General features: G+C 42.3%; 28 protein-coding genes, 1 tRNA gene and 1 pseudogene. 5 read left to right on the forward strand and 25 right to left on the reverse strand.

Features of this window, described 5'->3' with window-relative positions; all coding sequences use genetic code 11:
* Positions 1-12: 12 nt before the first annotated feature.
* The 8 genes from AACQ81_RS09615 to AACQ81_RS09650 all read right to left on the reverse strand — a co-directional run bounded on the left by AACQ81_RS09615 (position 13) and on the right by AACQ81_RS09650 (position 5,703).
* On the reverse strand, positions 13-519 hold the full coding sequence (locus AACQ81_RS09615; protein WP_237387099.1) for a phage tail protein: 507 nt from the start codon (positions 517-519) through the stop codon (positions 13-15).
* Entirely contained in the window at positions 516-2,726 is a 2,211-nt protein-coding gene (locus AACQ81_RS09620; protein WP_237387100.1) for a phage tail protein, read from the reverse strand. The genes AACQ81_RS09615 and AACQ81_RS09620 overlap by 4 nt, the downstream gene beginning before the upstream one ends.
* Positions 2,719-2,838 (reverse strand): GpE family phage tail protein, encoded by a 120-nt coding sequence (locus AACQ81_RS09625; RefSeq protein ID WP_011144425.1) that lies wholly within the window; start codon positions 2,836-2,838, stop codon positions 2,719-2,721. Before AACQ81_RS09625 ends, AACQ81_RS09620 begins: the two co-directional genes overlap by 8 nt.
* A gap of 14 nt (positions 2,839-2,852) precedes the next feature.
* Positions 2,853-3,170, reverse strand: a complete 318-nt coding sequence (locus tag AACQ81_RS09630; protein WP_010845424.1) for a phage tail assembly protein — start codon at positions 3,168-3,170, stop codon at positions 2,853-2,855.
* A gap of 94 nt (positions 3,171-3,264) precedes the next feature.
* The gene (locus AACQ81_RS09635; RefSeq protein ID WP_237387101.1) at positions 3,265-3,783 is read right to left on the reverse strand and encodes a phage major tail tube protein; all 519 of its coding nucleotides are present in this window, start codon (positions 3,781-3,783) and stop codon (positions 3,265-3,267) included.
* A gap of 11 nt (positions 3,784-3,794) precedes the next feature.
* Positions 3,795-4,967, reverse strand: coding sequence for a phage tail sheath protein (locus AACQ81_RS09640; protein ID WP_237387102.1), 1,173 nt, complete (start codon positions 4,965-4,967; stop codon positions 3,795-3,797).
* A gap of 189 nt (positions 4,968-5,156) precedes the next feature.
* Positions 5,157-5,438, reverse strand: a complete 282-nt coding sequence (locus tag AACQ81_RS09645; protein ID WP_443089544.1) for a type II toxin-antitoxin system YafQ family toxin — start codon at positions 5,436-5,438, stop codon at positions 5,157-5,159.
* The gene (locus tag AACQ81_RS09650; RefSeq protein ID WP_237387104.1) at positions 5,422-5,703 is read right to left on the reverse strand and encodes a type II toxin-antitoxin system RelB/DinJ family antitoxin; all 282 of its coding nucleotides are present in this window, start codon (positions 5,701-5,703) and stop codon (positions 5,422-5,424) included. Before AACQ81_RS09650 ends, AACQ81_RS09645 begins: the two co-directional genes overlap by 17 nt.
* A 361-nt stretch (positions 5,704-6,064) precedes the next feature.
* Between AACQ81_RS09650 and AACQ81_RS09655 the strand changes: the two genes are divergently transcribed.
* Positions 6,065-6,976 (forward strand): phage tail fiber protein, encoded by a 912-nt coding sequence (locus AACQ81_RS09655; RefSeq protein WP_237387105.1) that lies wholly within the window; start codon positions 6,065-6,067, stop codon positions 6,974-6,976.
* Positions 6,976-7,512, forward strand: a complete 537-nt coding sequence (locus AACQ81_RS09660) for a tail fiber assembly protein (RefSeq protein ID WP_237387106.1) — start codon at positions 6,976-6,978, stop codon at positions 7,510-7,512. Before AACQ81_RS09655 ends, AACQ81_RS09660 begins: the two co-directional genes overlap by 1 nt.
* Positions 7,513-7,816: 304 nt before the next feature.
* On the opposite strand, the gene AACQ81_RS19725 is transcribed toward AACQ81_RS09660, so the two are convergent.
* From AACQ81_RS19725 to gloB, 16 genes and pseudogenes are all read right to left on the reverse strand, one after another.
* Positions 7,817-8,650, reverse strand: coding sequence for a phage baseplate protein (locus AACQ81_RS19725; RefSeq protein ID WP_443089547.1), 834 nt, complete (start codon positions 8,648-8,650; stop codon positions 7,817-7,819).
* Positions 8,651-9,154: 504 nt separating this feature from the next.
* Positions 9,155-10,249: pseudogene (locus AACQ81_RS09665) on the reverse strand (phage tail protein); the annotation flags it as partial.
* Positions 10,246-10,854: a phage tail protein I gene (locus tag AACQ81_RS09670; RefSeq protein WP_237387108.1), complete on the reverse strand. Its 609-nt coding sequence runs from the start codon at positions 10,852-10,854 to the stop codon at positions 10,246-10,248. The pseudogene AACQ81_RS09665 and the gene AACQ81_RS09670, both read right to left, overlap by 4 nt.
* The gene (locus tag AACQ81_RS09675; protein ID WP_237387109.1) at positions 10,847-11,755 is read right to left on the reverse strand and encodes a baseplate assembly protein; all 909 of its coding nucleotides are present in this window, start codon (positions 11,753-11,755) and stop codon (positions 10,847-10,849) included. Before AACQ81_RS09675 ends, AACQ81_RS09670 begins: the two co-directional genes overlap by 8 nt.
* A gap of 3 nt (positions 11,756-11,758) precedes the next feature.
* On the reverse strand, positions 11,759-12,100 hold the full coding sequence (locus AACQ81_RS09680) for a GPW/gp25 family protein (protein WP_237387110.1): 342 nt from the start codon (positions 12,098-12,100) through the stop codon (positions 11,759-11,761).
* Positions 12,097-12,732 carry a phage baseplate assembly protein V gene (locus AACQ81_RS09685; protein ID WP_237387111.1) on the reverse strand — a complete coding sequence of 212 codons (636 nt, stop codon included), beginning with the start codon at positions 12,730-12,732 and terminating at the stop codon, positions 12,097-12,099. The genes AACQ81_RS09680 and AACQ81_RS09685 overlap by 4 nt, the downstream gene beginning before the upstream one ends.
* Positions 12,733-12,877: 145 nt before the next feature.
* Positions 12,878-13,381 (reverse strand): lysis system i-spanin subunit Rz, encoded by a 504-nt coding sequence (locus AACQ81_RS09690; RefSeq protein WP_237387112.1) that lies wholly within the window; start codon positions 13,379-13,381, stop codon positions 12,878-12,880.
* 34 nt (positions 13,382-13,415) lie between these two features.
* Positions 13,416-13,679, reverse strand: coding sequence for a phage holin family protein (locus AACQ81_RS09695; protein WP_237387113.1), 264 nt, complete (start codon positions 13,677-13,679; stop codon positions 13,416-13,418).
* A gap of 9 nt (positions 13,680-13,688) precedes the next feature.
* Positions 13,689-13,892, reverse strand: coding sequence for a tail protein X (locus AACQ81_RS09700; RefSeq protein ID WP_237387114.1), 204 nt, complete (start codon positions 13,890-13,892; stop codon positions 13,689-13,691).
* A gap of 235 nt (positions 13,893-14,127) precedes the next feature.
* On the reverse strand, positions 14,128-14,280 hold the full coding sequence (locus AACQ81_RS09705; protein ID WP_336885677.1) for a DinI-like family protein: 153 nt from the start codon (positions 14,278-14,280) through the stop codon (positions 14,128-14,130).
* A 101-nt stretch (positions 14,281-14,381) separates the two neighbouring features.
* Positions 14,382-14,606, reverse strand: a complete 225-nt coding sequence (locus AACQ81_RS09710; RefSeq protein WP_237387115.1) for a hypothetical protein — start codon at positions 14,604-14,606, stop codon at positions 14,382-14,384.
* A 449-nt stretch (positions 14,607-15,055) separates the two neighbouring features.
* On the reverse strand, positions 15,056-15,259 hold the full coding sequence (locus AACQ81_RS09715; RefSeq protein WP_237387116.1) for a hypothetical protein: 204 nt from the start codon (positions 15,257-15,259) through the stop codon (positions 15,056-15,058).
* A 113-nt stretch (positions 15,260-15,372) separates the two neighbouring features.
* The gene (locus AACQ81_RS09720; protein WP_237387117.1) at positions 15,373-16,023 is read right to left on the reverse strand and encodes a GIN domain-containing protein; all 651 of its coding nucleotides are present in this window, start codon (positions 16,021-16,023) and stop codon (positions 15,373-15,375) included.
* A gap of 208 nt (positions 16,024-16,231) precedes the next feature.
* Positions 16,232-16,771 carry a MepB family protein gene (locus AACQ81_RS09725; protein ID WP_237387118.1) on the reverse strand — a complete coding sequence of 180 codons (540 nt, stop codon included), beginning with the start codon at positions 16,769-16,771 and terminating at the stop codon, positions 16,232-16,234.
* Between the two features lie 83 nt (positions 16,772-16,854).
* The gene (mltD, locus tag AACQ81_RS09730; RefSeq protein WP_237387119.1) at positions 16,855-18,186 is read right to left on the reverse strand and encodes a murein transglycosylase D; all 1,332 of its coding nucleotides are present in this window, start codon (positions 18,184-18,186) and stop codon (positions 16,855-16,857) included.
* A 72-nt stretch (positions 18,187-18,258) separates the two neighbouring features.
* Complete coding sequence (gene gloB, locus AACQ81_RS09735; RefSeq protein ID WP_237387130.1) at positions 18,259-19,014, reverse strand: hydroxyacylglutathione hydrolase; 756 nt, start codon at positions 19,012-19,014, stop codon at positions 18,259-18,261.
* 51 nt (positions 19,015-19,065) lie between these two features.
* On the opposite strand from gloB, the gene AACQ81_RS09740 reads away from it, so the two are divergent.
* A complete protein-coding gene (locus AACQ81_RS09740) occupies positions 19,066-19,779 on the forward strand; it encodes a methyltransferase domain-containing protein (RefSeq protein ID WP_237387120.1) in 714 nt (237 codons plus the stop codon).
* Between the two features lie 46 nt (positions 19,780-19,825).
* Here AACQ81_RS09740 and rnhA read toward each other — a convergent pair whose 3' ends face one another.
* Positions 19,826-20,296 carry a ribonuclease HI gene (gene rnhA / locus AACQ81_RS09745; protein WP_237387121.1) on the reverse strand — a complete coding sequence of 157 codons (471 nt, stop codon included), beginning with the start codon at positions 20,294-20,296 and terminating at the stop codon, positions 19,826-19,828.
* A gap of 63 nt (positions 20,297-20,359) precedes the next feature.
* On the opposite strand from rnhA, the gene dnaQ reads away from it, so the two are divergent.
* Both dnaQ and AACQ81_RS09755 read left to right on the forward strand, forming a co-directional pair.
* Complete coding sequence (gene dnaQ / locus AACQ81_RS09750) at positions 20,360-21,109, forward strand: DNA polymerase III subunit epsilon (RefSeq protein WP_237387122.1); 750 nt, start codon at positions 20,360-20,362, stop codon at positions 21,107-21,109.
* A gap of 137 nt (positions 21,110-21,246) precedes the next feature.
* Positions 21,247-21,323: transfer RNA gene (locus AACQ81_RS09755), tRNA-Asp, on the forward strand.
* Positions 21,324-21,979: the final 656 nt, after the last annotated feature.

A 21,979-nucleotide genomic window follows, 5' to 3' on the forward strand; every position in this document is an offset into this window, starting at 1 on the left:
GTTTAAAATCCATCATGGGAGGAATCCTTTAATTTTTTTCATGCCCTCATCCTTCAGTTTGGAAAGATCATCCAGAGATTTAGGCAATTTGTTCTTCATGTCAGAAAGTTGATCCTGTAAATCGCCCAACATTTCAAACAAATTGTTATCAACACGCCGCAAAGTCAGGGTAAAACTGATTTTTCTTGCCGCGCCGCCTGACATAAATTCCGTTTTCGTCTCATCAATGCTTTCAATGACAAACATGCCGTAGATCGCACCACTGCCATCAATCAAAGACCATGCTTTGCCACTGTCCGCCATCAATTTCAATGCCGCCAGTGAAAGCGAACCACCAGTCAGTTCAGGATAAAGATCCCCCGACAACGTTACTGTATCGTTATCTGGACCAATAAATTGCCATGCAGGCCGTGCTCCCACACGGCTATTGAAAGCATGTCTCCAGCTTTGTTTATATTGAAAACTTTGATACGGCGTGGTTTTCAACATAAAAACAAATAAACCAAGTGCGGCCATCATAAGAAATCTTCTCCTCTGTCAGAAAGTGAGCTACGCATACGGGCTTGCTGCATACGTTCTCGTTGTTCCAGTTCCTGTCTGACCATACGGGCGATATCCTGTGCAGACTGCCCCTGAGAGCCATAGACATAGATGTTATACTGTGGTGCTGCGCTGGTTTGCTTCTGTGGTTGGTTCCGCATCTGTTTTGCCTGAACTTCTTCATAAGCGTAAGCTGGCAAACTTTGTGCGTGCAACGGTGCATCCTGAGCCGCAACAGGCAATGACATTGAGCTGACAGCAAACCCCAAAGCCGCAAGCTGTGCCGTTTTTACTCTACTGGTCACATTTGTTGACCCACTGATAATTTCAGGACCCCGTTCACCGACAATAGCAAATTTCCCAGCAGAAACCGGACCACCTTTATCGCGAAGTAGGGGATCAATAGGCTTAAGATCAACTGATTGTTTAATCCCCGTTCCATTATTGGTTGTTATTTCCTGAGCTACTGTTATTTTCTGTTTTATTTCCTCATTATCTGAGTTCCAGAATTTAAACAGATCAGTAATTTTAGAAAACTTACCTTTCAGATTTTCCCATTTTTCATTAATACCATTCAGTAAGGATTCAATCATATCAGAACCGGAATTTTTTAATTTCTCTGGAATTTCACTGATATTTTTGACAATTTCATCCCACTTATCTGAAATTGATTTTTTAATATTCTCCCAAACTTCCAAGGTGTTTTTAGAAACAGTATCCCAGGCACCACTGATTATTGTCTTTATACTTTCCCATTTTTCAACAACACTTTGTTTAAGTAATTCCCATTTTTCCAACAAGGAAGTTTTAATACTCTCCCAATATTCCATTGCACTAAGTTTTACTGATTCCCAAACACCGCTGATTATATTTTTTATTCCTTCCCATACCAGAAGAACGTTCTGCTTAATACTTTCCCATTTTTCAGAGAGGTAAGTTTTAATATTCTCCCATGCTTCCAATGCATGCTGTTTTACCGGTTCCCAGATGTTGCTTAGTGAAGTTTTAATCCCTTCCCAAACGGTAGAAACATATTGGCTCATCGCCTGCCATTTCTGGGACAGTCCTGACTTGATACTGTCCCAGATCCCCAAAAAGCGCTGCTTCACGGGTTCGAAAACACCGCTGAGCCTGGCCTTAATCCCTTCCCAGACCGTGGAAACATACTGGCTGACCGCCTGCCATCTTTGCGACAAATCAGACTTGATACTGTCCCAGATCCCCAAAAAGCGCTGTTTCACGGGTTCGAAAACACCACTGAGCCTGACCTTAATCCCTTCCCAGACCGTGGAAACATATTGGCTCATTGCCTGCCATTTCTGGGACAGCCCTGACTTGATACTTTCCCAGACACCACCTATTTTGTTGGAGATCCATTCCCAAACAGAAGAGGCATACTGTTTAATCGTATCCCAGTTACGGTAAATAACCCCGAATAACCCACCACCCATAAAAAACTGTTTAATACTTTCCCATGCCTTCCCAACACGTTCTTTTATTCCCTGCCATGCATTACTGAATATAGTTTTTATATTTTCCCAAAGGGTAAGAAACTTTTCTTTCAATGAATCCCAGTTTTTCCAAATATAAATGGCAGCAATAGCAATGGCAGCAATAAGTGCCAGAATAGGCACCCTTAAGAATAAGCGACCAATGGCCAAAAGAACTTTTCCCACGGTCCGTAAAAGCCACATAAAGACTGTACCAAGGCCTCTTAAAAGTAATTTAATTCCCTTAAATATCGTCTTGAGCGCATCCCATATTCCTTTAAGATCCAGTGCATCATCCTCACCACCGTCACCACCACCGCCAAAACTGATATTCAATTCGAATTTCTTGTTCGAGATATTTTCCTGTATCACATTCTGAGTGGCATAAACAATGCTACCGGCTTGGGAAACCGCCTCTGATTGTATTATTTGGGGAGCGTTATTTCGGGCAAACAGATATTGTTTGATAGATTGATAATAGGTTTTGAAATCAGAACGCATACGCGCAGTTTCCTGCGCATATCCGACGATAGGCTTTAAAAGCTCTGCGGTTTTATTAAGTTTTTTAAATTGGTTATGGATTTTGTCTACGGTATCCGACAGTTTCTTCTGATAGCGTTGAAAAGATTTAGATGAACTGGTCAGTTTTCCAACGGCACTAAGTACCCTATCAAGCTGTGACTGTATATTACTCATTTTCTGCACCACTTCTTAAAATGGCCCGATGTCGCCAGTCCAATAGTTCCGGCAGTGACATTTCATCTGTGACTGCCGGAGACCAGTGAAAAACGGTGGCGATATCTGCCACCAATTCATCAACGGTTAATCGTTCTGGGAATCGGACTTGACCGACTTCGGCAACAAAAAATTGACCACCTCCACACTGAGATTAATCAGATCACCCGGTGACATCATCATCAGGTCACTTTTGGTCAATGCGGGGGTGGTAACACGCGGCAGGACAAGCAGCATAGAATCCACATCCATTTCCAGCAGTGCCTGTAAACGTGCACCGCGCAGTGCACCACTGTTAGGTTTACGGATCATCACTTCCGTGATTTCGCCGTTGCCCCGAGCCAGTGGAGCTTCCAGTTCGATAATGCGCAGATCATCATTTTGAGTGTTCAGTGTTTCTGTCATGGTTCAACCTTGTTTATCCGATAGATAACCTGTCTCAACAAATATGAAGAGACAGGAAATAAGTTTTAAAAAAGCTAATTGCTAAAAGAAGCGATTAAAAAAGACCGATAGCGCGACGGTGCTGTTCCAGACGATCTTCACCACCTACTTTCTCAACCATATTGATGGTGTCGATTTCAATCAGTTCTTCTCCGTCCCATGTCAGTTTGAAATAAGTGTTTTTAGCGGTGATTTTGGTCTGAGTGTTATCACCTTGTTTATAAGTGCCGTGATCGAATTCCTGGAAGCGACCACGCATCACAACTTCAACTGCAACGACGTCACCAGTGTCATCACGTTCAAAAGAACCTGCGAAGCGCAGCATGATGCTATCGGCTTTTGCGATGCCCCATTGTTTGTACAGTTGAGCTTCTACGCCGCCCAGAGTGAATTCCGCATCCAGTGCGCCTTCATCCAGCCCCAGATCCACCATTGCGCTGCCGTTCATGCCGGCTCCGCGATAGGCTTCCAGCTTGCGGCTTAACTTAGGAAGGGTCAGTTCTTCCACGATGCCCTGATAGTTGTTGCCGTCATTGAATAAGTTCAGGTATTTAAGTTTGCGAGGTAATGCCATCAGTTAGCCCCTTATTTGTTGATACTTTTAGCGAAATCCATCAGGTAACTATCTGTAATGCGCTGGCGTAACATCATGTTTTCCAGTGGCGGTACAGGTGTATAGTCGTAATCAATGGTCAGTTTTCCTGCTTTCAGGGTGTCTTTGTCGTTGGCTTTATCGTCGTACCAGCAACGGCCATCAATGATATAACCACCGGCTTTCAGTTCACGGAACTTGGCATTAATGCCTTCGATAATGTCGCGCACCAGTGATGGAGTCAGAGGTTTATCGATAGCCCACATGTGTGATTCAGCCATGGTGTCAGCCAGAACCTGGGCGGTACGGGTGTAGCTTTCAAACTGAAACAGTGGATCATCAGCACAAGTGCGGGAACCCCAGAAACGGAAGCCGTTTTTGCGGATCAGCGTGGTGATGCCGTTTTTGTTCAGCAGATTAGCGTCAGTTGCGGTATCTTGCAGATCCCAGAAAACATCAGCAGACAGGCCAGTCACACCGTTGACACCAACATTGGACAGAGTTTTATGCCAGCCGGTTTCTTGGTCAATCTTGGCGCGCAGACCCAGAGCACGAGCAGTCGCATAAGCGGTAGCTTCGCTATTGGTAACAGTATCCCAGCTCAAAAAATCAGGCCAAATCAGCATCAGTTCACGCTGATTGAAGTTGTCGCGATACTTGATCACTTCTGAGATATTTTTGGAGCCATAAGCGCTGATATAGGCAATTGCTTTCAGCTTCTGAGCGATACTTGCCAGTTCAACAGCAACCGCTTTTGAATCCAGACCCGGAACACCCAGAATGCGTGGTTTAACACCGAGCTGGCTTTGCGCCGCCAAGAGTGCCTGCATACCGGTTTTCTTACCTGCATCAGTAACACCACCGATGATATTAGAAATGGTTGCTTCTTCAGACTCGCCCTCAGCAACACGGACAACAACAGTGACAGGTTGAGCCTGAGCTGCGATTGCTTTCAGTGATGCGGACAAAGTCCCTTTCTTCCCAGCCTTACCACTGGCGCTCATAACGTCAGTAATCAGAACTGGAGTGTTTAATGGAAATGTTTTTTCGTCTGCGTCAGGAGCAGTACAAACCATACCTACGATAGCAGTGCTAACGGTAGTGATGGTACGAGTACCTTCGTTAATTTCCTGTACACGGACGCCGTGATGATAATCTTGTGCCATATTAGCGGTTCTCCTGTTAAGGTGTGCCGATATATTGGCGGATTGGACGGGGGAAATCATTCGATTGGGGATGTGTAGGGGAAGGTACAAATGTGTAATGAAATTTTTGTTAATAATCAATTGGTTGGTGTTTTAGGAATTCCAACAGATAAAAAAATCCGCCCCAGCGGACGGTTTAGACAAGAGTTATCAGAATAGCTCGCTATGAGAGCCTAATCGGGCAAGTTCCAAAATGGTATTGCCAACTTTTTTGTAAATCAGCAGTAGATCTGGGTGAAGATGGCAATCTCGGAAACCCCGCCAATCACATTTTAGTGGGTGATCGACGTATCTTGTCGGAATTGGTTTATCGTTTACCAAAATATCCAATATTTCAACTAAACTTTCATCGATAGTTGCGCGATATCTACCTTTCTTCGCACGCTTATAATCCTTCTTGAACTCAGAAGAACGACTAATCTTCCTCATCATTGTTCAGGTCATCCATGAAAGCAGAAACACTGTCAAACGTTTTACCCTTACCGCTTTCAAGCTGTTTAATAGCCGCTTTTGTGCGGGAAGCATTCCGATAATTAGTTCCTTTTACTTTAAAAGGCAGTGTATTTTTTTCCGCTACCTGCACCATCAACATGCGAATAGCATCGCTTACGGTCAACCCCATAGACTGAAGTGCTATGGTTGCAAGTTCTTTAGTTTTAGGATCAATTTTCGCTCTGACATAAGTTTCATTAGCCATTAAAGTCCCCCTTTCTTTACATAGTAGATATGAATTGTAGTCCTATCGTAGTCACATAACAAGACTAAAAAATGTGCTATTGCTGGATTTAATACATATGAGAATTTTTCGCTCAGATACGGTGTAGGGTGAAAAAAAAGCACTAAAAATAGCCAATTTTTGTTTGTATTTTGTTCTTGTTATCTGATGTTTCTATAAATTGAGATATTGAATATTAATTGAACTATAAGATAGTTGTTTCTTTGCTTATTACTCTTTTGTTTATTGCCTTTTGTTTATCGTTATCAGCTTTAATGTGTATTCATATGGGGTTCTATAAAACCTCGGTTTAACAGAAACCAAAAAACAAGCCCAGAATGCGGTGCCGAATACACGAAAAGTGAATGGGAAAACACTTAGTGGTGATATTACTCTGGATGCGGGAAGTGTTGGGGCATTTTCTAGAGGAGCTACAGCCACTGTTCAAGGAGAAAATGGTGTACCGTGGAATGCAGTATCAGGTTCTTATATTACTTCAAGAAGTGGCGATAGCCTACTTGTTGTTCATTTTAATGTGGATTCTGGCAGTACCCCGGCTCTCCAGTTAAGAACCCAATATAAGAATAATGGTATAGCATATCGTTCAGCTAGAGATAGATTTGGATTTGAAGAATCATGGACGGAGTTTTATACCACTAAAAATAAACCTTCAGCAGTAGATGTCGGGGCACTGCCTATTACAGGAGGCTCTTTAAGTGGTCAAATATCATCATCTGTAATGGACAATTACCGAATTGAAGCTGGTGGATATGGTGTATTTTTACGTTTAGATGGGAGTGATTTCTATATTTTACAAACAAATAAAAATGACTCAAAAGGTTCATGGAATGGCTTTAGACCATTTTCTATAAATATGGAAACAGGGAAAGTTTTATTAGGTCATGAAACAAGAATTAATGGTGATTTGCTTATTGGTGGTACTGGAACAAGAATAGCTACAGATGGAAATATCTGGGGAAGTCGTTGGGGCAATAAATGGTTATGGGATGCCATTATTGAACAAGTAAATGGGAGAGCCACATGGGATTACGTTAATAGTACTTTTGTGCAAGATATTCGCTTAGGTACCGTGGAACATGCACAACTTTGGCGTGGGGTTGGATACACCGACACGCCTCCATATGTTATCACCGGTATTTCTAATTATAATAGAGATGAATTTCCCGATACTACATATCGCCGCCCTATTCAAAAACTCATTAATGGAGTTTGGCATAATATAGGAGCTTTATAGTGCTACATTTAAAAAACTTCAAAAAATATTCGCCTAATACTGAAGAAGAAAAAGAGATTGGACGAAAATTCAGAGCTATATTCTATAGTAGTGAAAATGACGATGATTGGTATAAAATTATATCCAAATTTCAAGAAAACACTTACAAAGTAAAATATAACTCCAAAAATGTTATTTGTGCAATAAACAAAGATGCCTCGGCTATATGCCCAGATAATGGAAGTATTGTTGAAGTGGAGTCATTACCCAAAGATGTAGATATTTCAGGAAACTGGCAGTATATCAATGGTAGTATTGTCCCACGTGAATACACAAAAGATGAGTTAATTATTCAGGCTCAAGAGAAAAAGAGAAAGTTACTGAATGAAACTAACTCTGTGATATTACCTCTGCAAGACGCTGTAGAGCTTAATATAGAAACAGACAAGGAAGTTAAAACTCTGGCAGAATGGAAACGATATCGTGTAATGCTTAACCGAATTGATTGTACTGTTATCCCAAATATAAAATGGCCGGAAAGACCTAAAGAAAATTAATGATATGGTCTTTTAAGTTATTTATAATAATAATAAGTAATTACAGGGTTAATACCCTGTAATTACTTTAACCTATACCCCTATGTTTAATTTGAAAATACAAACTTATTATTTCTGTAATTTAATGTTAATTATAAATAACCATTCACAACCATGTTACACATAAATCACTTTAACAAATTGTTATATAATGAATTATTGGTGCGTAAGGTGTAGCGCCATTTTGGAGAATTGTTTATGATTTTTTTAGGCATGATTTTAATTTTTTCCTTTAAGAAAATAATATTGTAATAAATTAATTGAATTAGGAAATTCTATACCATCCCATTAACATAATATATGAGTTTGTAATATTTATAACTGAACTACTACCAGAATTTCCCGTTGTACCTGAAACCGAGTGAGTATGCGCTCCAATGTGTACTGCATGAGAATGAGCGCCTTCAGTGCTAGTTTTATACTTATAGTTATCGTGATCAGTTCTAGCAGAACCTACATTATTATTCGTATTATCATAAATTCCATATCGGGCACCAGAAGCTTCCCCCCATCCACTATCATGGAAGTGATTTCCATTAGAGTTAGTGGTCTTCGTCCCATAATCAAAACTGCTGGTAGTTGCACTAAACGAGTGATTATGTGATGGAATTTGTGATCCTGTGAGTGTTACTGAATCATTCCCACCAGCAGATAGCACATTGGTACCGTTTTGATTAGCTAAACGGATTGTTTTATTTTCACCAATATATTTCCATTGTGTTTTAGGAAAAAGAGTATTGGGATTTTTATTCTGAGCAAACCATACGACTATTCCTACTGGATACAGTATATCTGAAAGATCATATGCGTAAGGTGTTACCATATCATCATAATCCTTTTCTAATATAGGATCATCAATGGAATAGGATTTAGCTGTCCACTTAATTTCAAAATTATTATCGGATGCCAGAGCACGAGAAATTTCAACTTCACCATCTTTACGGGAATAACGAATATCGGAAAAATTGCTCGTCACATGGTAAGTCAAACCGCCCCGTAAATAACAACCACTATACCTTTTACATTCGACAATATTACCAGACTTAGCACCCTGATAAAGCGGATATTTCCCATCAATAGGCCTAGCAATACTCATCATACCATAACGAATATTTTTGACCGTCTTACGGTAAGTTTGACTGATACGCTTAATATTCAGGTATTGAGAATCTCCACCCCAAGGAACATCCCCCCCTTCAATCTGCAATGATAATCCAGCCAGATGGGTTATCCCTTTACCAAAGGGTTCTTTTTCCCGATCTTCCGGATACCAGCGATGAATAGTCAACCATGAGTTAGCTCCATTATTTGCTGGAAACTGCCACCACACAGGGTAATAGCGGTCACTGCTCAATCCAGTCAGGTCAATTGTGGTGTTAAAACGCGCTTCCCCTTTTATATCCTCGGCACTCAGGGTCACATCCTCTACCAACGATTTTCCATTTATCTTTCTCGTATTCGGCACCGCATTCTGGGCTTGTTTTTTGGTTTCTGTTAAACCGAGGTTTTTCACAAACTCATCTTTGTTTGGAATATCAGCACCATTTTGTTTTTTTTCCAGACGAGCATTTGCCAAATCTTTAGCTTCATTCACTCGCGTGTCTGTTTCACTTTTAGAATACGCACCAACCTCATCGGCAGTAGGTTTATTAGCAGTGTTATAATCCCTTCTCCAGCTTGGCAGATAACCGTTACCATGGTTTCCATAAGTAAATTGTGCATTCGGAATGCAACCTTCTACCGATGTAGGAGCTGTCGTAACACGGATCGTCACTACACCTTCAATACCCATGACTTCCACAACAGCGCCCGCTAAATGGATTAAACCGCAACCAGTATCAGTAATCTTTCTATTGTTGGCATATGACCATGTGCCCTTACACATCCAATAAGGGTGATTAAAAGCACCTTTACTTTTAAGCCACTCAATAAACTCCGCAGTTGTCCAAGTACCTCCGCCACCGATAGTAATTTCTCCGCTGAATGCTCTGCCTGAACCAATATTACGGTTAAATGCATCTTTATCAGTTACATCTGCACCATTCTTGTTTTTTTCCAGACGGCCATTCGCATTATTATTCGCTGCATTAGCAAAATCATAAGCTGCTTTCACCGCTTTCGGTGTTGCTGCATAAGTTTCGCTATTGCTGTCTACTGCGCTGCTCAGGATCACAAATCCTTTTTCTTTCAGCGTCGCATCAGGATGGTTACGGCTGTTCGCGTGTTTCTGGATAGAGTCATTCACATACTCACGCGTCGCCAGAACCACAGATGGGTCAACTTTCAACGTCACCGAATCAGCGCTGCTGACAATCAGGATCATGCGGATCGTCTGGGTACGGCCGGAGCCTTCCTGCAATTGGGGTTTGTAGGTTTCTGCACAATTACCTACCGCGATCAGAATGCCGTCTTTATCATACAGGCCGATTTCACGGATCCACCAACCGCCTTCGTTTTCAGGGATAACCTGCTCTGCGATGATCTGGTTGGTGTTTTTAGGATCGATGCTCAGCGTGTTGATCGCTGCACGACGTTTTTCGTTAATCAGTTTGTTTTGTTTGGTGTCCGGTGTCGGCAGGCTGCCACCACCATCACCAACGGCCATATGGGTAATTTCAATTTTAGTACCCAGTGCTGCGGCATTTGCCAATTTATCTGCGCCTAGCTGTGTCAGCAGCGCAAAAAATTTGGTACTCATGGTCTAATCCTCATGTCATCAATAATATGTATGCCCGCGCCCACGGTTTCTGAGCCGGCTACCGTGATTTGTTCCGGGAAATAGGGGTAAACTGTCAGCTCGTCGCCACTGTATGTCGCTGCCGAGTAGTGATATTCACCGCGTGTATCTAAGTTGATATCCAACCCAATCAGATGTCGGCTCACTGGCTTGGCATCAAAAATCAGGTTTTCCAGTTCATTAAATGTTTCCTGAGTAATGCCACTCTCCAGTACTCCAATATCCAGCCGGAAGGTGCCGGGAGCATCGTTGGTCTGCCACCACTCTTTGACGCGGATAAGATAACCCAACGGTTCAACTACCCGTCGAATCGCACCAATCGTTCCTTTATGTTTATGCAGGAACAGCGAGTTTTTGATCACTTCCCTTTTGGTGCTCTCAGGCCAATTTTCGTCCCAGCGATCTACCGACCAAGCCCATGCCAGATAGGGCAACAACGATGCAGGACAAGTATCCGGATTCCACAGTTCGCGGAGAGGGACTTTGATATTCTGCAATTCTGCGCAGGCTTTGGCCGCAGCCAGTTCTAGCTGAGTCGAGCCCATAGGCAGAAGGCGATCACTCATCCGAGCCTCCCATCGTCAGTGTGGTTTTGGTACAGTAAGACGCCTGAGTTTTATCCAGCACGACGTCTTTCAGCGGTGTTTTAAGTTCCACGCGCTGGACACCTTCTACATGCAGTGCCGCATAAATAGCCGACAAGCGAATGTCACGCCCCAGACGATGCTGCGCTTCAACATAGTGTTTCAATTTCTGCTCAGCGGCCTTGCGGATAGGTTCTGATTCCGGTGTCGGGAAGATGTACAGCACCGCATCAATTTCATATTCCACAATGTTCGCTGACTGGATTTTCAGGCGATCCGCCACCGGACGTATGTTTTCGTCGTTCAGTGCTTTTTCGACTTTATCCAGCAGCTCTTTGGAAGCGATTCCCTTATTTTCACGCGACATAATGGTCACGGTGACGTTAGCCGGCGACGGACTGATTGCCGAGGCATCCGCGACACGACCATCCGCACTGCGGGCATGGTATTCATAAGAACCGACTGGGCCAGCAACACTCAAGCCCTCAAAAGCTTGCGGAATGCGTATGCGGTAGTCGTTGTCAGATTCCATCACTGCCGGAGTGGGTGGTACGGTTGAGTTGTCCGCAGGGCTGAGAACCATGCGGGATACATTATTGTTCGCGCCCAGTTGATCTAAATCCCTGCCTGTCGAATAGGCCACCATCACTGCTCTGGCAGCTTCGTTAACCCGTTGACGCAAAAGCAACTCGCGATAAACGTTCTCTTCCAGCAACTTGACCAAAGGTTCAGATTCCAATTGCAAGGTACGGGCGATAGCGTCTTGCTGATCTTCTGGATAGAGCGATATCAATCCCTTTTTGCGCTCTTCCAGCAGTTGTTCGTAATCCAGTGGCTCAACCACATCCGGTGGTGGCAACTGGCTTAAATCGATTGTTGGCATGCTTTACCTCACCGGAATAGAAAGTGAAAATTCCTTGGCGGATTGATGATAAGTACCCGTGATATCCACCACCATTTTGCCGTCCTGTCCGGTTTCCATCGTGATGGACGTTAGCGTCACACGGGGTTCCCAACGACTGATTGCGGTATAACTGGCCGCCATGACCTGAAGCCGGAGCGCCGGGTTCTGTGGCCAGTCGATCAGTTCAGGCAGCAAAGAGCCGTAGGTACGACGCGCGATACGGCTGCCCACGGGGGTTAATAAAATATCGCTGACGGATTGCCGGACGTGTGCCAGATCTGTCAACTCCCGGCCTGTTTGCCGGTTCATACCCAGATACATCATACGGGGCCTCCTGATGTGTCACCGCCTGACCTGATGCCGGTGTGTTTATGGGAATCCACGACCACGCCGTTGGAACTGAATGTGCCTCCGGTGTGTTCAATATTGCCCGTCATTTTGCCGCCGTTGCGCACAATCAAATTGCCTGTGCTCATTAGCTGCGTGCAGATGACTTCCGGTGTATCCAGCGTGATTCGGGTGCTGGCGACACAGGTAATTTCCGGCGCGGTAATATGGGCGGAATCCGAAGCAGTCACTGTCGCGGTTTTGATGCCAGTCACAGTCAATGCGCCGGATTGCGGTTCATACTCCATCACTGCACCATCCGGAAACGTAATATGTGTCGCTTCAGGAGAGGTTGATGGTGCCGGAAACTCATCTGAAAAAATCGCAGGCAATACAAAGGCAGTGGTCAATTCTCCGCCTATGGATAGTAATAAAACCTGCTCACCGACACTGGGCGCCCACCATGTGCGGGAGTTTCCCGCTCTGGATGTCAACCAGTGCAGCCAGTTGGTTTCAAGATTGCCTGTCGCGACCCGGCACATTCCCTTTGTGGTGTCCACTTGGGTAATGACGCCTGTTCGGATCAGGTTGCGCAATAAGCGCATCAGTTCAGTGAGTTGTGTGTTCATGGCGTAAGAATGCCATGAAAAAGCAGGTCGGACATTAAGCCGGATTTGTAGGAAACAACATACAAACTCAGCAATAAATATTTTTAAATCAACAAAATAAAAGCCTTCTTCCATAATGAAAGAAGGCTTTCTTGATGGGACACAATCACTCTGCTTTACATTGCCGAACAACTTCACGTACGTATTGTTGTAGGTAGTCTAATTTGGTTTGATCGCGGATAATTCCGGTTCGGATATCGTAAATAGTGCGTCCAGCTTCTGCAGTGAGTTCGATTTGGACTCCATCGCCCATGCTGCGGGTGCTGGTATTTCGGTCTTGGGTGAGCTGACAGGTAGCAAGGTTGGCGGCGGCGATTTGCACCCTCCGATAACCAGCAGCAATGTCAGTGCGCAAAGCAGCATTTTCTTCGGTAACATGAGCTAATTTTCCTGAATAGTATTCATCCAGTTTCGCAGCCCGATTTTGTGCTTCTTTCATTTGTTGGATAGCAGCCAGCGTTTCTGAACGCGCTTGTTGGTTGATAGCAACAAGCTGTGCAGTATGCTGTTGTTTCAACCCTGCCAATTCACTGAGAAATAAGGAACGATGTCCCCACCAACCAAGAATTCCACCAATCACCAGACTGACAATTAAAGGCGTTTTTTTCATCGTGCCAATTCCTACAAGCCAGTTCACCTGCATACTACAAATCTTTCGGCGCTTGTTTGATCAGCTCGCTGACAATCTTGGTCGATTTAGATGCGGGTTCTAATTCCAAATTTTCCAGAATATTTTTCAAAATTAGGGTTCGTTTCATCTGTTCCCTACGATTGAGTAGATAGGTCAGAATACCTAGGGTGATACTGGCGAACGCCCCAAGAATAAAGCTCCATTCATATAAAGACAGGCCGGAAAAAATGGCAGTGATACTGGCGCAGGTATAAGTAGCGTGGCTGTATTTATCCATACATGCCTCTTAATCCCAAAGCTGGATAATGGGCTTGCTGGCTGCAGGCATGAACTCCGGCATTTTAACTTTTGTTCCATGAGGCAATACCGCGCCAAAATCAGCCAATCCTGGGTTTGCCTGTAACATGCGTTCTGTCATTCCCAGCGTACGTCCATAATGACGCCAGCATATGGAATCAACCGTTTCATTTTGTTGTGCGATAACTTGCATACACTCTCCTTTTTCTTTGCAGAAAACAGTCTGTAAATCGAAGAGTTATGATCGGATATTCAGGAATATGCCTCAATAAGAGGAATTTGTTAGGCTGGCGGCACAAAAATGAACAACAGTTTCGTTTATTTGCTCTAAATAGCATAAAGGCAGGAAACAATTTCCTGCCTTTATGCTGTCTTATCTTATTATAATACCTTGCCATCTGTTGGAGGATATCCCTATTCTGTCGGGTCTAATCCGACAGCCAACTATCATCCTCCCAGACATTTTGAATAAGTTCCATCATTTGGTTATGTTCACTACTATTTTTGGTTTCTGTCACTCTTACGGAGGTATTGCTACTGATTGCAATTCTAAAATGCGTATCAGGATACTGCGGTAGTATTCTTTTTTTAGTTCACTTTCAAGTGCAGACATGGTTACTTCAGAAACATTAGCTTGCCTATAGAAAAGTATCTCCACTCGCATCCTGTTCTTCCGCCAAATCTATTCTTCGATTGAACCCGAACTTCCCGACATATCGTTATCTAATAAGTTGTTTTTTGACGAATTTTGATAACTATCGAGTCTTTTTTCATAAGGTGCAGATAATTCCGCTATCCAAACCAAAGCCAGTTCTTTGTCTTCCGCATGATTGCATTCGCAACTTGTTGCCATTCTGGCAATAAAATTAATACGTTGCGCTACCAATGATTCCATAAGAGATTCCACTGATATATTCGCCTCCATATAAAACTGTATGTATATACAGTACACCTGATTGGAAAAAAGTTAAAGTGGTTTTTTCCTTTTATAATGATAAAATTTAATAGTTAGTAACTATCACTTATTACTTTTATGGAAATATTTACTAATGACACCATGCTACTTTTTGTTATACCACTCCTTTCATCTCTAGAGTGATTTATCTGATCATCCGTACAGTTATTGACAGAACTCCAAGAGGAAAATATTGCGTTGTTTTTATGAATACCACATTCAGGTACAGAGGTATCAGATTTTGGTGTAATGGACTATTGATTAATTCGTGTACAAATAAATTCAGCTCGGGATAAAAGTGGCGATGTGACGCCTTGTATGGAGTGAATATCCTCGCCATAAGGGCTGCCAAATGGTATATATTTATACGATAAGAGAATGATCAGGTCACAGCGTGTAACCTATGGCTCACCCTGTGCTTGAGTATAAGCCGCCTGCCAAACCGCCTTGATTTTGTCATCAGGTAAATTTATTTCTTTTAGATGGCGTAATTCACGCCAAACCGAAACACCACCTAATTTGCTGAAATTGGCGTATACGCAACGACTCGCCCAAGCTGTGACTGATTTCGCCACACTGCATTTAGCAGAGGCTGATAAAATCATAAACAAATCAATTGAACGTTATTTGAAATAAAAACGTGTGATTGGTAACAGTTCCTATAAGTGATGAAGAATATGGAAACTGTTTTCTTCACCTATCGAAATAATTGCGTTTTTTAAGAACAAGAATCTGTAGAAATCTCGCTGGCTAAATTATTTCTGGTTTTGACTACTGTATTTTTATCCACAGAGATACTGGTTCCGGCTGTCAGATTACCTGTAATCTCAGGAATATGGCAAAGAAAGGCTTTGGCACCCCTACTTAAGCTTACTTGAGCGGAATCAGCACTAAATTTTTGAGATGAATTATTAAATACAGCTCCCATATCCAGCCCTAAATCTAAGTGTTTGGTGTGGCCTTCAACATCAATTTTACTACCCATTTCACCGGTTACTTCCAATCTTTCACTATTGACGGCACAAGCTGCCACTTTCACTTTCACCCCTTGTTTAGTTGTGAGATTATTCAGTGGTTGATTAGTATATAAAGTAATATCAAGGCCTTGAGAGAAAACATTGTCTTTGTTGTTAGCATTGTTAATTAAGCTAAGTATGTTTTCATCGTGATTAATATCGAGTTTATCGATAGCAGATTGTAGTCCTTTGACTTTTAAGGACGGATTAGCAGCACATTTGATCGTCAGATTAATACCTTTTTGTGCGTTAACACCAGTGACTTTCTGAAGTTCAACGATTTTTTCTGCTGCTATTGCAGAATGGAATGTTGTACCTGAAATTAATGCCATAAAAATCGCAATTTTTTTCATAAAATACCTATGAGATGGGATAAGGTTAATATTGTAATATTTTTAAAATTCAAGAAACATTAGGTGATGTTATTATAATGTTCATAACTATAGAGTTTATATCTTAAAATAAAATATCTTGAGAATCTACATTCAGTAATTCTTATATTTGAGTGTAATTAATCCCTAAACTATTTAAAGAAAAAATTGAACTATTTAGCGATTATCATTAACTGAGGTTATTATTGTTTTCAAATAGATATTTAAATCTCGCAATGGCATCTTCCTGATTATTGAAATCTATAAAGTGTAAAGATTGCCATTTTTGTGTTTGAATAGACTGTCTTGAAGTAGGGGATTCCCAAGTCGGGTAAACTCGAATAGCCCTTTTACCTTTTTTTGATGATGTCGAAAAAACACCTTTCGCTATTAGGGTATGTGTATCGAGCAGAAAAATACCTTTTTGATTCCCTGAAAAAGTGGCGATTAAGCAGAAATCAATATTATCACTGGGTTCAAAAGGCATGATTTTTGAATCTAGTGTGGACCTTTTCCAAAGAGTGACGAATTGTCCCTGTTTGTTAGGTGTAGTTTTAGCCTGACGAAAAACGATCGATTTGCCATTCAGCTTAAAACGCATGGCGTTGTAGTCACGGCTTTCTGCTTCGAAATAAGGAATGCTACTTAATTGGAACCTAAAATGAAGTAAAAGATAATCCTTAATTTCGGAAAAAGTAGAAGGTAAGTTATCTGATTTCAATGATGTCAATTCACACCTCTATTTTTAAATACGTTTATCTATGCTCCCTGTCTTTTTAGACAGGGAGCATAGATCGGAAACGATAAAACAACTTAATTAAGATAAAGCGTCAGTGCTATACCGGGTTTCATTTCTTTGATTTTAATGTTTTTATTCCAGTTTATCAGATCATTGAGATTGACATTATGGCGTTTGGCGATGCTGGAAAAAGAGTCGCCTCTACGTACCCGATAAGTGACAGGGCCACTATTATCGATTTTCAGCACTTGCCCGATTTTAAGCCGATCCGCTGTTTTCAGGCTATTAAATCGCTGTAAATCCCTATGGGTGGTATTGAAGCGCTTGGCTATCGCTGACAATGTATCTCCGGCACGAACTGTATATTGGCCTTGTTGTTGTAGTTTACGGGCGTTATGCGTCACAGACAGGCGGATATCCTTCAGAACGTTTTCATCAGTCAATGAGGTTTTAAACTGGCTGACGTTCTGTTTTGGCAGCATGATGTAATGCGGCCCATGAGGGGAAGTCATACCTTGTTTATAACCCGGATTATATGCTCTGACAGATGTTAACGATAGTCCAGATAATTTAGCCGCTTGGGATAACATGATTGGTTGTCCCACCTCAACTTTGGTCAACGCTTGTTGATTGTTGGATTCTGGTAGCTTGAAACCGAACTCTTTGTTATGGCGAATAATGTTGCTTAATGCCAATATCTTGGGAACATAATGCATCGTTTCCCGTGGCAGTGATAACGACCAGAAATCTGTCGGCTTTCCTTTCGCTGCATTGTCTCTGATTGCACGCATTACCCGGCCTTCACCGCTATTGTAAGCGGCGATGGTTAATAACCAATCTCCATTGAACCGCTTGTTCAGCTGCTCAAACATATCCAGTGCGGCAGTCGTTGATGCCGCAACATCACGCCGGGCATCGTACCATTTGTCTTGTGTCAAACCATAATGGCGGCCTGTACTTGGGATAATCTGCCATAAACCTGCGGCTTTAGCGTAAGAGGTAGCATGGGGGTTAAAAGCACTCTCCACTATGGGCAGCAACACCAATTCCATTGGCATTTTTCGTTTATCAAGCTGCTCAACTATCCAATAGATGTACGGGCCTGCCCGCAACGTCACATTTTGGAGATAGCTCTTGTGTTTCATGTAGTAATTTTGTTGCTTTAGCACTCTGCTATTACTAGGAATTTCCATCTTCAACTCATCACGGATATGTCCCCATAAATCTTGTTGGGTTGTCGGACTCTCCTTCCAGTTTGCAGAATCTTCTTGCCCTGCAATACTGTCTATTTTCTGATTCGTCGAAGACATCTTCTGTGTATGCTGCTGAGATGGAGCCTTTGGTTGCAGACTCGATTGACACCCAGCAAGCAAAACAGAAGCGAATAAGATCGCTTTTGTCTTCATGTTCTCTTTTGATGTTTGTCTAAAAGGTGAGCGATCATACTGACCTATTACGCAGAAGACAACCCAACAAAATCAAAATCGATCTTTATAAGCCCTTAATTGCTGAAAAACAGAAGAAAGTGATATTGAATTAGGTTTGATACCGATATTTTTTTGTAAATCAATATCGTGACAATTTAAGAAAACATTAATTTTTTTCTCTGTCTGTAAAGTTGTGGGTACTGTTGCTTGTCTATTTTCACGCCGCTCAATAATTTTTTGGTAATAATTGTGAATGGTTTGATTATCAGGCAATACTGCTTTTGCAAATGCCATATTTGCCGCTGTATATTCATGTGCACAGCAAATTAATGTGTCATCAGGTAGTGATGAAATTTTTCCAAGAGAAGAGAACATTTGTTCAGCGGTGCCTTCAAATAATCGCCCACAGCCACCAGAAAATAACGTGTCTCCGCAAAATAAGTGGGGAGCTTGATAGAACGCGATGTGGCCGAGTGTATGGCCCGGCAGTTCTATGATACGGAAAGAGAAGTGCGCGATTTCAATGGTTTCATGTTCGTGGACAATTTGGGTTGCGCCTTTTTTTCGGGTCTCTTCAGGGCCATACACTGGTAATTCCGGGTGTTTTATGAGTAATCCGGGTACACCGCCAACATGATCATGATGGTGGTGTGTCAGGAAGATTGCCACAGGAATAAGTTGATTTGCTGCTAAAATGTCAATGACAGGCTGAGATTCTGCGGGATCAATAATGACACAACGCTTGTCTTCATCACAAAGTAACCAAATGTAATTATCTAAAAGGGCTGAGATCCTGATAAGCTCCATCATATGCCTCATTTTCGTAGTAGATTTATAGTAGGTTGACAGGAAGATGACATGCAAACAGCACGTTCAGTTAAGCAAATAACCCCTCCCGTTTCTTGGGCTGAATTACCGTGGGGAGAATATTACCGCGCCGCTCTGGAACGTCAATTGGAATCTTGGTGGCCAAAGATTTTTGGTTTTCATTTATTGAAAATCGGTAGCTTAAGTACAGAAATTGATAGCCGTTCTTGTCTGGTCAGACATCAAGTCAACATCGGTTTGCAAGGGCAGAATATGGATGTAATGGCTGATCCCCACTATCTTCCTTTTGCCACTAAATCTGCCGATGCTTGCCTGTTGGCGCATATGTTGACTTATAGCATTGATCCTCATTGGTTGTTAAGAGAGGTAGATAGAATAATCATTGATGATGGCTGGTTGATTATCAGTGGTTTTAATCCAATAAGTGTATTGGGATTAAGGAAAGCGATTTCACCGATATATCGCCGACTGGATTGTCGGGCACAAATGTTTTCTATGCTTCGGCAATTGGATTGGCTCCGCCTGCTAAACTATGAGGTGATTCATCATACGAACTTCCATGTTTTACCGTGGCAAAGCGGGGATAGTTGTTATAACGCTGGTGCATCAATATTTGGTTGCCTGAATGTGATTATTGCCCGCAAGCGGACAATACCTTTGACACTGAACTCTATGCGAGCAACATTGTTAAAACCAAAGTTCAGTAATGCGTTGGGGGCAGTGAAAAATTTCCACCGTCGTTAATGTTTTCACTGCCACAACGTTGAAAGATAAAGGCGATAATTACAGGCTAATTTTCACTTTCAATATAACCATCATCTGATTGAGCAGGGTTATTGGCGGCTGCGCGGGCCAGTTCATCACATATTTCGTTTTCCCTGTGCCCGGTATGGCCCTTGACCCAGCGCCAGTCAATATCATGTCGTGAAATGGCGTTATCAAGCCGTTGCCAGAGATCAACATTAATCACGGGAGATTTGTCTGCTTTTTTCCAGCCGCGTTTTTTCCAATTGTGGATCCATTGAGTAATTCCTTGGCGGACATATTGGCTGTCAGTTGTCAGGGTCACGGTGCAAGGGTGTTTCAGCGTCTCCAACCCGATAATCGCAGCCATTAACTCCATGCGATTGTTGGTCGTGCGAAAATAACCTCCGCTCATTTTTCTTTCATGCTGTTGGTAACGGAGTAAAATGCCATATCCGCCAGGGCCGGGATTGCCGAGGCAAGAACCATCGGTGAAAATTTCTACCTGTTTGTTCATCTTTGGTAGACTCTTCCTATATCATCTTTAATCAAAACTCTAAGTCTGACACAAAAAAACACTATGAGCACTGCAATTACCCGCCAAATCGTCCTTGATACCGAAACAACCGGTATGAACAAGTTAGGTGTTCACTATGAGGGACACAACATCATTGAAATTGGTGCAGTGGAAGTTATCAACCGTCGTTTGACGGGGCGCCATTTTCATATTTACGTAAAACCTGAACGTCTGGTTGATCCAGAGGCATTTGAAGTTCACGGCATAAGCGATGAATTTTTGCAGGACAAACCGTTATTTGCTGATATAGCCGATGAATTCATTGAGTTTATTCGCGGTGCTGAATTAATTATCCATAACGCGACGTTCGATATCGGCTTTATGGATTATGAGTTTAGTAAGCTGAATCGTGATATTCCGCCAACGGCGGATTTTTGTACTATTACAGACAGCCTGAAGCTGGCAAGGAAACTTTTCCCCGGCAAGCGCAATAACCTTGATGCATTATGTGACCGTTATCAACTTGATAATTCGAAACGTACTCTCCACGGGGCATTGCTCGATGCCGAGATTCTGGCTGACGTCTATTTAGCGATGACTGGTGGCCAAACATCACTGGCTTTTTCTATGGAAGGAGAAATTTCAAGCAATGCTTTGATTGCAGAAATTCAGAAAGTTACTCGCCCTCAGTCTGGATTAAAAGTTATTCATGCATCTGATGAAGAATTAATTCAGCATGAATCCCGCTTAGACTTGGTGGAAAAGAAAGGGGGAAGTTGTCTCTGGCGGTCAAAATCCGAACAGATACATTGACAAAATAGTGCAAAATGGAAGGAAATATATTGTTAAGGCTAAAAACTGTGCAAATGAACCATTTTGCCATAAAAAGCAATTGACGGATTTTATCATAGCCCGTATCATTCACTCCGTTCTTAACCAGAACGCCACGCGGTGCGGTAGTTCAGTTGGTTAGAATACCGGCCTGTCACGCCGGGGGTCGCGGGTTCGAGTCCCGTCCGCACCGCCAGAATTTAGAATCCCTGAGTTTTTAACTCGGGGATTTTTAATTTCAGGTCATTTCAGGTCAATAAAATAGTTTATTATAATCCTCAAAAGTTTTGACTATCCTGCCACGTTTTTCATATTTATCAAAAAAATCATAATGGTACGTAAAGAGCAATATCTTGAATACGTGAATACAATCTCAAATCAATTTATAAAAATACGTTGTTCCTGAAAATTTCCCATTGAAATTAATGGCGAAATTTGGAATATTCCCAGCCTCAATAAAATCACATTTTCGATACAGCGCTGCCAACCTATCGAGTTATTTTCATTAATATATTATCTATTCCGCGCTGGCGGTAAGCAGTGTGTACCATCAGTTTTTCCACATCGGCATATATTAGTAGCATGATGGTTTGTGCGATATTGGAGTGGCTATACCTGTCGTCTTTCAAGTTGCAGCTTTGTTGGCTGCGCTCACTCACCCCTGTCACATAGTTATCTATCCTCCAGGGGATTAATGAAAGGCTCCTGCCTTTCACCGGAGGCCAGCCTTTGGCTGGGCAAATTCGTTCCCGACGAATTTGTCATTCCCTTGCCGTCGCGCTGCATCTTGAAATCCAATGGGTATATAATATTTAATTTTGTCATATTTAATTCCAATTAAGGTAAATGACC

The sequence above is a fragment of the Xenorhabdus sp. Sc-CR9 genome (assembly GCF_963897815.1).
Lineage (GTDB): Bacteria > Pseudomonadota > Gammaproteobacteria > Enterobacterales > Enterobacteriaceae > Xenorhabdus.